Below are 13947 nucleotides of genomic sequence, written 5' to 3'. Positions count from 1 at the left end.
CGCAAGCTACTGTCTGGCGAATGAGCTCGCTGATTCTCGACGACTTCACCGACCTGATCGAGCGGCCCGACGGCGGTGTGCGCCGCGACGCCGAGGAGCGCAGGGCGCGCCTGACCGTGCCGCCCGGTGCGCTCGGCCGTCTCGACGAGCTGGGCGAGTGGCTGTCGGCGGCTCAGTCCGCGGTGCCCGTCCGGCCGGTCGAGCGCCCGCGCGTGGTGCTGTTCGCGGGCGACCACGGGGTGGCGGAGCTCGGCGTCTCGGCGCGGCCCGCGGGGAGCGCCGCCGAGCTGGTGCGCGCGGTGCTGTCCGGGGCGAGCCCGGTCGCGACGCTCGCCCGCCGCCTGGACGTGCCGGTGCGCGTCGTGGACCTGGCCCTGGACTGCGCGCCCGACGCGCTGCCCGCCGAGGTCGCGGGGCACCGGGTGCGGCGCGGCTCCGGGCGGACCGACATCGAGGACGCGCTCACCCTGGAGGAGGCCGAACAGGCCGTACGGGCTGGCATGAAGGTCGCCGACGAGGAGGCCGACTCCGGCACCGACCTCGTGGTGCTCGGCGACATCAGCGTGGGCGGCACGACGCCCGCCGCGACGCTGATCGCGGCGCTCTGCGGCACGGACGCGTCCGTGGTGACCGGCCGCGGCGGCGAGCACATCGACGACCTGACCTGGATGCGCAAGTGCGCCGCCGTCCGCGACTCGCTGCGCCGGGCCCGCCCGGTCCTCGGCGACCAGCTGCAGCTCCTGGCCGCGGTGGGCGGCGCGGACATCGCGGCGCTGACCGGCTTCCTGCTGCAGTGCGCGGTGCGGCGCACGCCGGTCATCCTCGACGGCGTGGTGACGTCGGCCGCGGCCCTGGTGGCCCAGCGGGTCGCCTTCCGCTCCCCCGACTGGTGGCTCGCGGGCCACAACAGCGGGGAGCCCGCGCAGGCCAAGGCACTTGACCGGATGGCGCTCGAGCCGCTGCTCGACCAGGGCGTGAAGGTCGGCGAGGGCCTGGGGGCGCTGCTCGCGCTGCCGTTGGTGCGCAGCGCCGCGGCGCTGGCGGCGGAACTGCCCGAACGGGCGCCTGCGGCGGGCGACGCGGCGTAGGCGGAGCCCTCTCGGTGCGGCGCCCTCCCCGGGGCTTCGCCCCTGGACCCCCATCGACCTGAACGGCCTCGTCCGCAAACGCCGGACGGGCTGATGGTTCATCTAGCCCCATATGATCCCTTTTCATGGGAGATGAACGCCTTGGCGCCGCACACGCAATACAACCTCACAGCAGCCCCACCTCACGCAGGGCCGCCGCGCTCTCCGTCTGGTATCTGCGCGCCGTCACGTTCATCAACTTCCTCAGCGCGGTCTGGGTCTCGCTCGGCCAGGACCTGCGGCGGCACAACACCGAGAACTACTTCACCCCGTATCTGCTGACCGCGGGGTTCGCCTCGGGCGTCTTCACGATGTTCCTGGCCATCACCATGCGCCGCCGCAAGCGCGCCGCCTGGATCCTCAACACCGTGCTGAGCGGCCTCTTCCTGCTGCTCTTCGCGTTCGCGATGTTCTTCCCGGAGATCAACCAGTACGCGCAGAACTGGATCTCGCTCGCCCTGACCGCGGGCTTCTTCGGCGCGCTGCTGCTCGGCCGCCGCGAGTTCTACGCCCGCGGCGACCGCTCCAACCCCAAGCTCGCGGCGGCCGTCGCGGTGGGCGGTCTCCTGGTCACCTCGCTGCTCGCCGCGCTCCTGGTCACCGTCACCAACCACGCGCAGGACGACCACCGCTCGACCTTCCTGGACCGCTGGCGCTACGGCACGATGCGCCTGGTCTCGCTCGCCGCCGACGACTCCCGCTTCCCCGGCATCACCACCCCCGGCTGGGTCAACGTCACCATCAACGTCCTGAGCACGCTGCTGCTCCTGGCCGTCCTGTACGCGGCGTTCCGCTCCCGCAAGGCCGTCGACCCGCTCACCCCACAGGACGAGGCCCGGCTGCGCGAGCTGCTCGAACGGCACGGCGAGCGCGACTCGCTGGGCTACTTCTCGCTGCGCCGCGAGAAGAGCGTGGTGTGGTCGCCGACCGGCAAGGCCGCGGTCGCCTACCGCGTGGTCAGCGGCGTCTCGCTGGCCTCCGGCGATCCGATCGGCGACCCCGAGGCATGGCCGGGCGCGATCGAGCCGTGGCTGGCGCAGGCCCGGGTGCAGGGCTGGATCCCGGCGGTGATGGGCGCGAGCGAGGAGGCGGGCACCATCTACGCCCGGCACGGCCTCGACGCGCTGGAGCTGGGGGACGAAGCCATCGTCGAGACTGCGGAGTTCACGCTGGAGGGGCGGGCCATGCGGACCGTCCGGCAGGCGTACAACCGCGTCAGGCGCGCCGGTTACGAAGTCCGCATCCGGCGGCACGAGGACATCCCCGACGACGAGATGGCGCAGCTCGTGAAGCTCGCCGACGACTGGCGCGACGGGGCCACCGAGCGGGGCTTCTCGATGGCGCTCGGGCGGCTCGGCGACCCGGCCGACGGGCGCTGCGTGATGCTCGAATGCACCGATGGCGAGGGGCAGTTGAGGGCGCTGCTCTCGTTCGTGCCGTGGGGGCCGAACGGGCTCTCGCTGGATCTGATGCGGCGTGACCGGGACTCCGAGAACGGCCTGATGGAGTTCATGGTGATCGAACTCCTGCAGCGGGCCGCCGAGATCAAGATCACCCAGGTCTCGCTCAACTTCGCCATGTTCCGTTCCGTCTTCGAACGTGGCTCGCGACTCGGCGCGGGCCCGGTCCTCCGCCTGTGGCGGTCGCTGCTCAGCTTCTTCTCGCGTTGGTGGCAGATCGAGTCGCTGTACCGCGCCAACGCCAAGTACCGGCCCATCTGGGAACCGCGCTTCCTCCTCTTCGAGAAGAGCGGCGACCTGCTGCGCATCGGCGTCGCGTCCGCCCGGGCCGAGGGCTTCCTGGAAGCTCCCGGCCTGCCGAAGTGGCTGCACCGAAAACACCTGGAGTCCCCCCGATGAGCACCATCGCCCGCCTCGCCCGCGCCGAATGGGGCCCGCTCTTCTCGACGGTGCGCGACGGGCTCGTCGCCCGGAAGTGGCGGGCGGTCCCGATGACGCTCGGCGCGGTCTGCCTCACCGCGCTGCTGCAGTTCACCCAGAACCAGTCCTGGGGCTACCAGTTCGTCCAGAACATCGGCTCCGTGCGCGCCGAGGAGCCCCTCTGGCTCGCCCTCGTCCGCACCCCGCTCTCCCTCTTCGTACCGGCCCTCGATCTGCCCGTGTGGGGCGCGCTCGCACAGATCCTGCTGGTCTTCGGCATCGCGGAGATCTGCCTCGGCTGGTGGCGCACGCTCGTCATCGGGTACGCGGCGACGCTCGCCGGGACGCTGTACGCGCGGATCGGCATCGCGCTCGGGCCCGACAACCCGGTGGGCCTGCCCGCGTCGGACGCGCAGGTCGTCGACACCGGACCGTCGGCGGCCGTCGTCGGGCTCGCGGTGTTCGTGTGCTGGCGCTACCGGGCGTACTTCACGGCGGCGCTCGTGACCGTGGTGATGGTGGGCGAGGTGCTCGTCAAGAACAACCTCGCGGGCCGCGAGCACATCGCGGCGATCGCCGCGGTGGCGGCGGTGTGCCTGGTCTCCACCTGGCGTCACCGGCGGGGCGACGCCGTGTCCCGGTCGCGCCCCTCCCCCGGCTCGGACGCCGGCTCCGCGGGCGGGTCCGAGGAGAAACCGCCGATCCAGTTCTGAAGCCGGCGGTTGGGGCCCGCCCAGCGCTTGTCGTGCCGGTAGGCGCGCAGCCCCGCGCGGGCCCGGGCGCGCGGCCGGTTGGCGTAGAAGCGCCGCGCCCAGTTCGAACCGGGCCGGGCCAGCCGGACCGCGCCGATGATCGCGACGAACGGCACCACCATCCCGATGAGCGCCGTGCGCAGCTTGCCCTTCATCAGCGCGACCAGGGCGAAGCAGCAGTTGAGGGCGACGTTGAAGGCGAACACCGGCCGGTTGCGGCGGTCGGAGGCCGACATGTCCTCGATCCCGAACGGCGAGAAGCCGGTGAGGATCAGGATGATCAGGGCCGCCGTGAGGATCACCACCTCCACGCTCTTGCGGCCCTGGTCGCTCCAGTACACGTCGTCCAGGTGCAGGATCAGCGCGAACTCGTCGAGCACAAGACCCGCCCCGATGCCGAAGATCACCGCGGCCACCATCGCGCCCGTGCTGTGCCGCCCCGCCGCCACCGCCCAGAACCCGCCGACGAGCATGAGGAAGATCCCGGGCACGACGTGGTGGACGTGCACGTCCCCGGTGGTGATGTTGCGGAACGGCCCCTTGCCCGCCTTGATGAGCCGGGTGATGGTCCGCGTCACGACGAACGACAGCACGAAGGCGGCGAGCGCGAGCAGCAAGGGCAGCTTGCCCGGCTCGATGACGTTCCGCTGCCACCAATCCATGGGGCCATCCTGCGTTCCCCGGGCGCCGCTCGCAGTCCGGGAGCCCCCACCGGCCCTCGGGCCACGGGCCCCGGAGGTACCCTTCCGCGATGCCCCGCTCCCCCCGTCGCTCCCCCCTTCCCGAGGGGATCCGGTTCGCCTTCGGCACGCTCACCGCGCTCCCCGTGACGGTCACTTATTGGGACCGCGACGCCGCCCGCCGGGGCATGCTCTGCGCTCCGGTCGCGGGGCTCGTCGTCGGGCTGTGCGCGGCCGCCGTCGGCGGGGTGCTGCTCGCGCTCGGGGCCGGGCCGCTGCTCGCGGCGGTGGCCACCGCGGCCGTGCCCGCCGCGCTCACCCGGGGGCTGCACCTCGACGGGCTCGCCGACACCGCCGACGGGCTCGGCAGCGCCAAGCCCGCCGAGGACGCGCTGCGCATCATGAAGCAGTCGGACATCGGCCCGTTCGGCGTCCTCACGCTCCTGTTCGTGCTGCTCGCCCAGGTCGCCGTCCTCTTCCAGCTGTACGAGGAGAGCTGGGCGCGCGGCGCCGCGGCCGCCGCGCTCTCCGCGACCGCGGCCCGGCTCGCCCTGACCCTGGCCGCCCGCAGCGGAGTTCCCCCGGCCCGCCCCGAGGGCCTCGGAGCCGCCGTCGCGGGCACCGTGCCGACGCGGGCCGCGCTCCTCGTGCTCACCGCCGCCGGCTGCGCGGCCGCGGGCACCGGCGCGCTCTTCGGCCCGTACGACATCGGGCGCTGCGTCCTCGCCGTGCTCGCCGCCTGCGGGGCGGCCCAGCTCCTGCTGCGCCACTGCGTGCGCAGGTTCGGCGGCATCACCGGGGATGTCTTCGGGGGCCTCGCCGAGACCGCCGCGACCACGGCGCTGGTGGTCCTCGCGCTCGGCTGAGCAGTTGAACGGATCACTGGGGCGCGTGCCGGGTCCCTCGCTACGCTGATCGGCTGACTCAACTGCCGCTCACCATAGGGATGTTCATGCCGAAACTACGCCGCGCCGTGGCCTGGCTCATCGACTTCGCGCTGGTGTTCGCGGCGGCGATCGGACTCGCCGTGTTCACCTTCCACCGCATCTCCGCCCTCGTCACCGACGTGCCCGAGCTCGGCGACAAGTCCGCCTGGTGGATCCTCACCTCGCGCGGCGACGTCATCGACACGGCCCGGCACGTGTGGAACGAATCGGTCCTCTACGTGGAGCAGGCGTTCGGGATCCTGGTCCTCGCCACGTTCCTCTACCAGTGGCTGTGCCTGACGCTCATCGGGCGCACGCTCGGCAAGGCCCTGGCGGGCATGCGCGTCGCGCCGAGCACACCGAGCCGGGCCGCGCTGCGGGCCGGGGTGTCGACCGCGGCCGACGTGGCGGTGTACTCCTTCGCCTGCTGCCTGCTGGTGGAGGGCGAGTTCCTGCTGTCCGTGCTGTGCTGGCTCATCGCGGTGTTCGTCTTCCTCGCCAACGCCCTCGCCGCGCTCACGCCGACCGGTCGCTCCCTCGCCGACCGGGTGGCCGGGACCGCGGTCACCGGTCTCGGCCTGCCGGCCCGGCCTCTGGCCGCCGCCTGACCGCGGCCGGTGCACCGCGCCGAACACGGACCGTGAGGCGCACCGCAGCGCTTACGGGCGTAGGCTCGCGACGGGCTCCCACCCCAGCCCGCCAGAAACTCACCGAAAGAGGGACCTCACCACCGTGACTGCTCTGACTCTCAGCACCGCGGCCGCGTCCGGGCTGCGCGCCGACGCGATCGTCGTCGGTGTCGCGAAGGGCTCCAAGGGGGCCCCGGTCGTCGCCCCCGGCGCCGAGTCCGTGGACAAGGCGTACGACGGCAAGCTCGCTTCCGTCCTGGAGACCCTCGGCGCCACCGGCGGCGAGGGTGAGGTGACGAAGCTGCCCGCGCCCACCGGGTTCAAGGCGCCGGTCGTCCTCGCGGTCGGTCTCGGCACGGTCCCGGAGAAGGACGAGACGTACGGCACGGACGCCCTGCGCCGCGCCGCCGGCACCGCCGCGCGCGCCCTCACCGGCACCAAGAAGGCCGCGTTCGCGCTGCCCCTCGAGGACGCCGACGACGCCGGCGCCATCGCCGAGGGCGCGCTGCTCGGCGCGTACTCCTTCGACGCGTACAAGGACCAGATCGGCGCCAAGTCCGCGAAGAAGGGCGCCAAGGACGCCAAGGGCCCGCTCGGCGAGGTCGCCCTGCTCGGCGGCAAGCCCCGCGACAAGGCGTACAAGGCGGCGGTCGAGAACGCGATCGCCGTGGCCGAGGAGCTCAACCGCGCCCGCGACCTGGTCAACACCCCGCCGAACGACCTCAACCCCGAGGCGTTCGCCGCCGTCGCCCAGGCCGCCGGCAAGGAGCACGGCATCAAGGTCCAGGTGCTCGACGAGAAGGCGCTCGCCAAGGGCGGCTACGGCGGCATCCTCGGCGTCGGCATCGGCTCGGCGGCCGGGCCGCGCCTGGTCAAGCTCTCGTACACGTCTTCCAAGGCGAAGAAGCACCTCGCGTTCGTCGGCAAGGGCATCACGTACGACTCGGGCGGCATCTCGCTGAAGCCCGCCGGGCACAACGAGACGATGAAGTGCGACATGGCCGGCGCCGCCGCCGTGTTCGCCGCCGTCGTCGCCGCCGCCCGTCTCAAGCTCGACGTGAACGTCACGGGCTGGCTGGCGCTCGCCGAGAACATGCCGTCCGGCTCCGCGACCCGCCCCGGCGACGTCCTGCGGATGTACAGCGGCAAGACCGTCGAGGTCCTCAACACCGACGCCGAGGGCCGCCTGGTCCTGGCCGACGCGCTCGCCAAGGCGTCCGAGGACAAGCCGGACGCCATCGTCGACGTGGCCACGCTGACCGGCGCCATGGTGCTGGCCCTCGGCAACCGCACGTACGGGATCATGGCCAACGACGACGCCTTCCGCACCGCGGTCCACGAGATCGCCGAGGAGGTCGGCGAGCCGTCCTGGCCGATGCCGATGCCGGAGCACCTGCGCAAGGGCATGGACTCCCCCACCGCCGACATCGCCAACATGGGCGAGCGCATGGGCGGCGGCCTGGTGGCCGGCCTGTTCCTGCAGGAGTTCGTGGGCGAGGGCATCACCTGGGCTCACCTGGACATCGCGGGCCCGGCCTTCCACGAGGGCGCCCCCTTCGGCTACACCCCCAAGGGCGGCACCGGCTCGGCGGTCCGCACCCTGGTCCGGCTGGCGGAACGTACCGCCTCCGGTGACCTGGGCTGATACGGACTCACCGCACGCTGTGAGGCCCCGGACGACGACGCCCGGGGCCTCACGTCGTGTCTCACACCTTGTCCGGGCCCGCGGTGATTTCGCCCTGAACGAAATCCGTAGGTTCACACGCAGGAGTAACCCCCTGCACCAGGCGATCAGCCATCTCACAGCCCGGCCCGGCGTCCCGTCTCTCGCCGACAAGTGCGAAGATGGGTTCTCGGCAGGACAGGGCCCCCACCACAGGGCCGAAACAAGAGCGGCCGAATACCAGCCGACCGACCGGTCAACCCCCGGGGAGAGCGGTCCGGCGTACGGCGCACATGCATGGAGGACGTGACGTGGCGAACGACGCCAGCACCGTTTTCGACCTAGTGATCCTCGGCGGTGGTAGCGGCGGTTACGCCGCGGCCCTGCGCGGAGCGCAGCTGGGCCTGGACGTCGCACTGATCGAGAAGAACAAGCTCGGCGGCACCTGCCTGCACAACGGCTGCATCCCCACGAAGGCCCTGCTGCACGCCGGCGAGATCGCCGACCAGGCGCGCGAGGCCGACCAGTTCGGCGTCAAGGCCACCTTCGAGGGCATCGACATCGCGGCCGTCCACAAGTACAAGGACGACGTGATCTCGGGCCTCTACAAGGGCCTGCAGGGTCTCGTCGCCTCCCGCAAGGTGACGTACATCGAGGGCGAGGGCAAGCTCTCCTCCCCGACCTCGGTGGACGTGAACGGCCAGCGCGTCCAGGGCCGCCACGTGCTCCTCGCGACCGGCTCCGTGCCGAAGTCGCTGCCGGGCCTGGAGATCGACGGCAACCGCATCATCTCCTCGGACCACGCCCTGACCCTGGACCGCGTCCCGCAGTCCGCGATCATCCTGGGCGGCGGCGTCATCGGCGTCGAGTTCGCCTCGGCGTGGAAGTCCTTCGGCACCGACGTCACCGTCATCGAGGGCCTCAAGCACCTCGTCCCGGTCGAGGACGAGAACAGCTCCAAGCTTCTTGAGCGCGCGTTCCGCAAGCGCGGCATCAAGTTCAACCTCGGCACCTTCTTCGAGAAGGCCGAGTACACGCAGGACGGCGTCCGCGTGACCCTCGCCGACGGCAAGACCTTCGAGGCCGAGGTGCTGCTCGTCGCCATCGGCCGCGGCCCGGTCTCCGCCGGTCTCGGCTACGAGGAGCAGGGCGTCGCCATGGACCGCGGCTATGTCCTGGTCGACGAGTACATGCAGACCAACGTCCCGACCATCTCGGCCGTGGGCGACCTGGTCCCGACGCTCCAGCTCGCGCACGTCGGCTTCGCAGAGGGCATCCTGGTAGCGGAGCGGCTGGCCGGTCTCAAGACCGTCCCGGTCGACTACGACGGCGTGCCGAAGGTGACGTACTGCCACCCCGAGGTCGCCTCCGTCGGCATCACCGAGGCCAAGGCCAAGGAGATCTACGGCGCGGACAAGGTCGTCGCTCTGAAGTACAACCTCGCGGGCAACGGCAAGAGCAAGATCCTCAAGACCGCGGGCGAGATCAAGCTCGTCCAGGTCAAGGACGGTGCCGTGGTCGGCGTCCACATGGTCGGCGACCGCATGGGCGAGCAGGTCGGCGAGGCGCAGCTGATCTACAACTGGGAGGCGCTGCCCGCCGAGGTCGCGCAGCTCATCCACGCTCACCCGACGCAGAACGAGGCGCTCGGCGAGGCGCACCTCGCCCTCGCGGGCAAGCCTCTGCACTCCCACGACTGACCTTCAGTCACACGGGCGCGACGACCACATACCTGATCTTTCGTAAGGAGCAACAGAAACCATGGCGGTTTCCGTATCCCTTCCGGCGCTCGGCGAGAGCGTCACCGAGGGCACTGTCACCCGTTGGCTGAAGGCCGAAGGCGAGCGCGTCGAGGCCGACGAGCCGCTGCTCGAGGTGTCGACCGACAAGGTCGACACCGAGATCCCCTCCCCCGCTTCCGGCGTCCTGGCCTCCATCAAGGTCGCCGAGGACGAGACCGTCGAGGTCGGCGCCGAGCTGGCCGTCATCGACGACGGCTCCGGCGCCCCCGCGGCTGCTCCGGCCCCGGCCGCCGAGGCCCCCGCGGCTCCGGCCGCCCCCGCCGCCCCCGCCGCCCCCGCCGCCGCTCCGGCCGGTGGCGCCTCCGGCACCGACGTGACCCTGCCCGCCCTGGGCGAGTCGGTCACCGAGGGCACGGTGACGCGCTGGCTGAAGGAGGTCGGCGAGGAGGTCGCGGAGGACGAGCCGCTGCTCGAGGTCTCCACGGACAAGGTCGACACCGAGATCCCCGCCCCGACCGCGGGCGTGCTGCTCGAGATCGTCGTGGGCGAGGACGAGACCGCTGAGGTCGGCGCCAAGCTCGCCGTCATCGGCGCTCCCGGTGCCGCTCCGGCTGCCCCGGCCGCGCCCGCCGCTGCCCCGGCCGCTCCGGCCCAGCCCGCCGCCCCCGCGGCTCCGGCTGCTCCGGCCGCGCCCGCCGCCGCTGCCCCGGCCCCGGCTCAGCCCGCCGCCCCGGCTCCGGCGGCTCCCGCGGCCCCGGCCGCCCCCGCGGCCCCGGCTGCTCCGGCTGCTCCGGCTGCTCCAGCTGCTCCGGCCGCGGTGACCCCGGCCGACGACGGCGCCTACGTCACCCCGCTGGTGCGCAAGCTCGCCACCGAGAACGGCATGGACCTCGCCCAGGTCAAGGGCAGCGGTGTCGGCGGCCGCATCCGCAAGCAGGACGTGCTGGCCGCCGCCGAGGCCGCCAAGACCGCCGCCCCGGCCCCGGCCGCCGCGAAGGCTCCGGCCGCTGCTTCGAAGGCTCCGGCCATCCAGGCGTCCGAACTGCGCGGCCAGACCGTCAAGATGACCCGCATGCGCAAGGTCATCGGCGACAACATGATGAAGGCCCTGCACGGCCAGGCGCAGCTGTCCTCCATGGTCGAGGTGGACGTCACCAAGATCATGAAGCTGCGGGCGCAGGCCAAGGACTCCTTCGCCGCCCGCGAGGGCGTCAAGCTGTCCCCGATGCCGTTCTTCGTCAAGGCCGCCGCCCAGGCACTCAAGGCCCACGCGGTCGTCAACGCCCGCATCAACGAGGACGAGGGCACCATCACCTACCACGACTCGGAGAACATCGGCATCGCCGTCGACTCCGAGAAGGGCCTGATGACCCCGGTCATCAAGGGCGCGGGTGACCTGAACCTGGCCGGCATCTCCAAGGCCACCGCCGACCTCGCCGGCAAGGTCCGGGGCAACAAGATCACCCCGGACGAGCTGTCCGGGGCGACCTTCACCATCTCCAACACCGGCTCGCGCGGCGCCCTGTTCGACACGATCATCGTGCCCCCCAACCAGGTCGGCATCCTGGGTATCGGCGCCACCGTCAAGCGCCCGGTGGTCATCAACCACCCGGACCTCGGCGAGACCATCGCCGTGCGCGACATGGTCTACCTGACCCTGTCCTACGACCACCGCCTGGTCGACGGCGCCGACGCCGCCCGCTACCTGACCACGGTCAAGCAGATCCTCGAGGCCGGCGAGTTCGAGGTCGAACTCGGCCTGTAGGTCCCGTAAGGCTCGCCAGGGACAGAAGCACGCAGGCCCTAGCCCTGCGCCGTCGGCCGCACCACGATGTCCCCGACATCGACACTCGCGGGCTGCTCGATCGCGAACGCGACGGCGCGGGCGACGGCCTCGGGCGGGATGCCGATGTCGCCCATGGCCGCGCCGAGTTGGTCCCGTACCTCGGGCGCCATGCGGTCCGCGAACTCCGTGCGCGTGACGCCGGGCGAGACGACCGTGACGCGCAGGCTGTCGCCCGCTTCCTGGCGCAGCCCTTCGGAGACGGTCCGCACCGCGTTCTTCGTGGCGGCGTACACCGACTGGAGCGGCACGATGCGCAGCCCGGCGGTGGAGACGGTGTGGACGAAGTGCCCGGAGCCCTGGCTGCGGAAGACGGGGAGAGCCGCGGCGATCCCGTACAGGACGCCCTTGAAGTTGACGTCGATCATCTCCTCCCAGTCCTCGACGCGGAGTTCGTCCAGCGGCGAGATCAGGCCGACCCCGGCGTTGCTGACCAGGACGTCGAGCCGGCCGAACCGCTCACGGGCCACGTCGACGAGCCGGGTCAGGTCGTCGCGGCGCGTCACGTCCGTGGGGACGTGGGCGACCTGACCGCCCGCCTTCTCGATCCGGGCGGCCACGGCTTCGAGCCGGTCCGGCCGCCGCGCACCGAGCACGACCTTCGCACCGCGCTCGGCGAGCAACAGGGCCGTCGCCTCGCCGATGCCGCTCCCGGCGCCCGTGATGGCGACGACCTTTCCCTCGATGCCTTCGATGCCTTCGATGCCGTCGATGCCTTTGGTGCTCTCGATGCCCTTGACGCCCGCGATTTCCTCGATCTCTGACATGACTGTGTTCCTTCGCGTGGGGTGGACAGCGCGAAAGTGGAGGCGCCGCCACTTAGCCTCACCGTAAGTGGAGTACCCTCCACTTAGCAAGGAGGCGAGGGAGCGAGGGAGCGGGCCGCCGATGGCACGGGAGACGGGACGCCCGCTGAGGGCCGACGCGCAGCGCAACCGGGAGAAGATCCTGGCCGCCGCGGTACGCGTGTTCACCGAGGAGGGGTTGAACGCGCACTTCGAACGCATCGCGAGAGAAGCGGGCGTGGGGACCGGCACCCTCTACCGCAACTTCCCCACCCGCGAAGCCCTGATCGAGGCGGCCTACCGCAATGAAGTGGCGCGGCTCTGCGACGCCGCCCCCGAACTGCTGGCAGCCATGCCGCCCCGCGAGGCCCTGCGCGCCTGGATGGGCCGCTTCGTCGACTACGCCACCGCGAAGCGCGGCATGGCCGACGCCCTGCGCGCCGTCGTCGCCTCCGGGGGCGATCCGTACGGCCACAGTCGGGAGTTGATCCAGAAGGCCATCGTCGCTCTCATGGAAGCCGGGACCGAATCCGGCGCCTTCCGGACCGACATCCGCCCCACCGACCTGTTCGCCGCGCTCGCCGGCATCGCCCTCACCTCGTCGGATCCGGACCGGCGCGACCAGGCCGATCGCCTCCTCGGCCTCATCCTCGACGGACTGACCTCGCGCTCGACGGGCTGACCTCACCCGCACGCGGGTGAGGAGTCATCCCAACCGCCGCTCCAGGCGGGCCAGTTCGGCGCGCAGCTGCGCGATGTCCGCCTTGTCGGCGACCTGGTCGCCGTGCTTCAGCTCGACGACCAGGGTGCCGCCGGGCTCCAGGACCATGAGGGACGTCTCGGCGATGCTGTCGCCGCCCTGCGAGCGCACCGCGACGTCGAGGTCGCCGCGGCGCAGGCCCTGGTGCCGTACGGCCCGTTCGTCATAGTGCCCGTCGCGGGCCAGGACGGTCGGGGTGCCCTCCAGGAGCCGGAACACCCAGTCGAACTGGGCGGCCCAGCGCACCAGCAGCGCGTCGACGGCCAGCAGCACCGCGGCCCCGAACAGGCCGCCGACCAGGGAGTTGTCGTCGCCGATGATGGCGTTCTGCACGACGTTCGACAGCAGCAGCATGACGACCAGGTCGAGGGTGTTGAGCTGCGCCATGCCGCGCTTGCCCACGATGCGCAGCAGCACGACGAGGGCCAGGTAGACGAGGACGGTGCGGGCGGCCTTCTCGGCGTACGGGATGCCGGAGGTCATCATGTCGTGCCACATTCCGGACACTCTAGGCAGCGGTGCGGGGCCGGTGGCGGAGGCACGGACGGGGCGGGCGCCGGATATGAGTTGTGCTCGCGGGGCACGTCGGCGACAGTCTGGCCATGGAGTTCCTCTGCTACCACCGTGACCGCCCCGATTCGCTCGCGCTGCGCGAGGAGCTGATCGAGGAACACTGGTCCTATATGGACCGGTACGCGAAGGAGCTGATCGCGCGCGGCCCGACCTTCGCCGAGGACGGCGAGACCCCCTCGGGCAGCGTGCACATCGTCGACCTGCCGGACCCCGCCGCCGCCCGCGCATTCGCCTTCGACGAGCCCAACTACCAGGCCGGCGCCTACCGGGACGTGCTCGTGCGCCGGTGGCGGAACCTCCTGGGGCGCACCATGTGGGACTTCCCCGGGGGCCCGACCGGCGGCAACCGGTACCTGGTGCTGGGCCTCGGCTCCGGCGAGCCCGCTGACGTCGAGGTGCCCGACGGCCGCGCTGAACTCATCGCGTACGGCCCGCTGTTGTCGGACGACGGCACGGCCTGGCTGGGCACGGCCGCCCTCGTCGAGGCTCCGGACGCGCGGGCGGCCCGTGCCGTCCTGACCCCGGAGCGGTACGCCGACATCGAGGTCCACGACTGGGAGTTCGGCGGGCGCAGGTAGGGGCGGCGA

At 72.0% G+C, this 13947-nt stretch carries 13 protein-coding genes; 10 read left to right on the top strand and 3 right to left on the bottom strand.

Annotation, left to right across the window (positions count from 1 at the left end):
• The first annotated feature begins 20 nt into the window (after positions 1 to 20).
• The 3 genes from cobT (at position 21) to ACFWYM_RS25795 (ending at position 3720) form a co-directional block, all read left to right on the top strand.
• A complete protein-coding gene (cobT, locus tag ACFWYM_RS25805) occupies positions 21 to 1088 on the top strand; it encodes a nicotinate-nucleotide--dimethylbenzimidazole phosphoribosyltransferase (RefSeq protein ID WP_384841761.1) in 1068 nt (355 codons plus the stop codon).
• A 125-nt stretch (positions 1089 to 1213) separates the two neighbouring features.
• Positions 1214 to 2986, top strand: a complete 1773-nt coding sequence (locus tag ACFWYM_RS25800; RefSeq protein WP_384841758.1) for a phosphatidylglycerol lysyltransferase domain-containing protein — start codon at positions 1214 to 1216, stop codon at positions 2984 to 2986.
• Positions 2983 to 3720 carry a hypothetical protein gene (locus ACFWYM_RS25795; protein ID WP_384841755.1) on the top strand — a complete coding sequence of 246 codons (738 nt, stop codon included), beginning with the start codon at positions 2983 to 2985 and terminating at the stop codon, positions 3718 to 3720. The genes ACFWYM_RS25800 and ACFWYM_RS25795 overlap by 4 nt, the downstream gene beginning before the upstream one ends.
• Here ACFWYM_RS25795 and ACFWYM_RS25790 read toward each other — a convergent pair.
• On the bottom strand, positions 3621 to 4421 hold the full coding sequence (locus ACFWYM_RS25790; RefSeq protein ID WP_384841751.1) for a hypothetical protein: 801 nt from the start codon (positions 4419 to 4421) through the stop codon (positions 3621 to 3623). The genes ACFWYM_RS25795 and ACFWYM_RS25790 overlap by 100 nt on opposite strands.
• Before the next feature lie 89 nt (positions 4422 to 4510).
• Between ACFWYM_RS25790 and ACFWYM_RS25785 the strand changes: the two genes are divergently transcribed.
• The 5 genes from ACFWYM_RS25785 to sucB all read left to right on the top strand — a co-directional run bounded on the left by ACFWYM_RS25785 (position 4511) and on the right by sucB (position 11164).
• Entirely contained in the window at positions 4511 to 5305 is a 795-nt protein-coding gene (locus ACFWYM_RS25785; protein WP_384841748.1) for an adenosylcobinamide-GDP ribazoletransferase, read from the top strand.
• 86 nt (positions 5306 to 5391) lie between these two features.
• A complete protein-coding gene (locus ACFWYM_RS25780; RefSeq protein ID WP_384841745.1) occupies positions 5392 to 5973 on the top strand; it encodes an RDD family protein in 582 nt (193 codons plus the stop codon).
• Positions 5974 to 6097: 124 nt separating this feature from the next.
• Positions 6098 to 7639 carry a leucyl aminopeptidase gene (locus ACFWYM_RS25775; RefSeq protein WP_384841742.1) on the top strand — a complete coding sequence of 514 codons (1542 nt, stop codon included), beginning with the start codon at positions 6098 to 6100 and terminating at the stop codon, positions 7637 to 7639.
• 329 nt (positions 7640 to 7968) lie between these two features.
• Positions 7969 to 9357, top strand: coding sequence for a dihydrolipoyl dehydrogenase (gene lpdA, locus ACFWYM_RS25770; RefSeq protein WP_384841739.1), 1389 nt, complete (start codon positions 7969 to 7971; stop codon positions 9355 to 9357).
• Between the two features lie 61 nt (positions 9358 to 9418).
• Complete coding sequence (gene sucB / locus ACFWYM_RS25765) at positions 9419 to 11164, top strand: 2-oxoglutarate dehydrogenase, E2 component, dihydrolipoamide succinyltransferase (RefSeq protein ID WP_384841736.1); 1746 nt, start codon at positions 9419 to 9421, stop codon at positions 11162 to 11164.
• A 38-nt stretch (positions 11165 to 11202) separates the two neighbouring features.
• On the opposite strand, the gene ACFWYM_RS25760 is transcribed toward sucB, so the two are convergent.
• Entirely contained in the window at positions 11203 to 11937 is a 735-nt protein-coding gene (locus tag ACFWYM_RS25760; protein WP_384841903.1) for an SDR family oxidoreductase, read from the bottom strand.
• 193 nt (positions 11938 to 12130) lie between these two features.
• Here ACFWYM_RS25760 and ACFWYM_RS25755 point away from each other — a divergent pair, with 193 nt between their 5' ends.
• Positions 12131 to 12709 (top strand): TetR/AcrR family transcriptional regulator, encoded by a 579-nt coding sequence (locus tag ACFWYM_RS25755; RefSeq protein WP_384841733.1) that lies wholly within the window; start codon positions 12131 to 12133, stop codon positions 12707 to 12709.
• A gap of 24 nt (positions 12710 to 12733) precedes the next feature.
• Here the strand turns inward: ACFWYM_RS25755 and ACFWYM_RS25750 are convergent, their stop codons facing one another.
• Positions 12734 to 13285: a DUF421 domain-containing protein gene (locus tag ACFWYM_RS25750; protein WP_384841730.1), complete on the bottom strand. Its 552-nt coding sequence runs from the start codon at positions 13283 to 13285 to the stop codon at positions 12734 to 12736.
• Positions 13286 to 13389: 104 nt separating this feature from the next.
• Between ACFWYM_RS25750 and ACFWYM_RS25745 the strand changes: the two genes are divergently transcribed.
• A complete protein-coding gene (locus ACFWYM_RS25745; RefSeq protein WP_384841727.1) occupies positions 13390 to 13938 on the top strand; it encodes a YciI family protein in 549 nt (182 codons plus the stop codon).
• The last annotated feature ends 9 nt before the right edge of the window (positions 13939 to 13947 follow it).

Source organism: Streptomyces sp. NPDC059009, from assembly GCF_042740175.1.
Taxonomy (GTDB): domain Bacteria; phylum Actinomycetota; class Actinomycetes; order Streptomycetales; family Streptomycetaceae; genus Streptomyces.
The sequence above is the reverse complement of the archived record's forward strand: the minus strand, read 5'-3'. Positions and strand labels throughout refer to the sequence as shown.

Coding starts and splice junctions, on each gene's coding strand:
- ACFWYM_RS25750 (WP_384841730.1), bottom strand. CDS start 13,285: ATGTGGCACGACATGATGACCTCCGGCATCCCGTACGCCGAGAAGGCC.
- ACFWYM_RS25755 (WP_384841733.1), top strand. CDS start 12,131: ATGGCACGGGAGACGGGACGCCCGCTGAGGGCCGACGCGCAGCGCAAC.
- ACFWYM_RS25785 (WP_384841748.1), top strand. CDS start 4,511: ATGCCCCGCTCCCCCCGTCGCTCCCCCCTTCCCGAGGGGATCCGGTTC.
- ACFWYM_RS25790 (WP_384841751.1), bottom strand. CDS start 4,421: ATGGATTGGTGGCAGCGGAACGTCATCGAGCCGGGCAAGCTGCCCTTG.
- ACFWYM_RS25800 (WP_384841758.1), top strand. CDS start 1,214: ATGGGAGATGAACGCCTTGGCGCCGCACACGCAATACAACCTCACAGC.
- ACFWYM_RS25745 (WP_384841727.1), top strand. CDS start 13,390: ATGGAGTTCCTCTGCTACCACCGTGACCGCCCCGATTCGCTCGCGCTG.
- ACFWYM_RS25780 (WP_384841745.1), top strand. CDS start 5,392: ATGCCGAAACTACGCCGCGCCGTGGCCTGGCTCATCGACTTCGCGCTG.
- sucB (WP_384841736.1), top strand. CDS start 9,419: ATGGCGGTTTCCGTATCCCTTCCGGCGCTCGGCGAGAGCGTCACCGAG.
- cobT (WP_384841761.1), top strand. CDS start 21: ATGAGCTCGCTGATTCTCGACGACTTCACCGACCTGATCGAGCGGCCC.
- ACFWYM_RS25795 (WP_384841755.1), top strand. CDS start 2,983: ATGAGCACCATCGCCCGCCTCGCCCGCGCCGAATGGGGCCCGCTCTTC.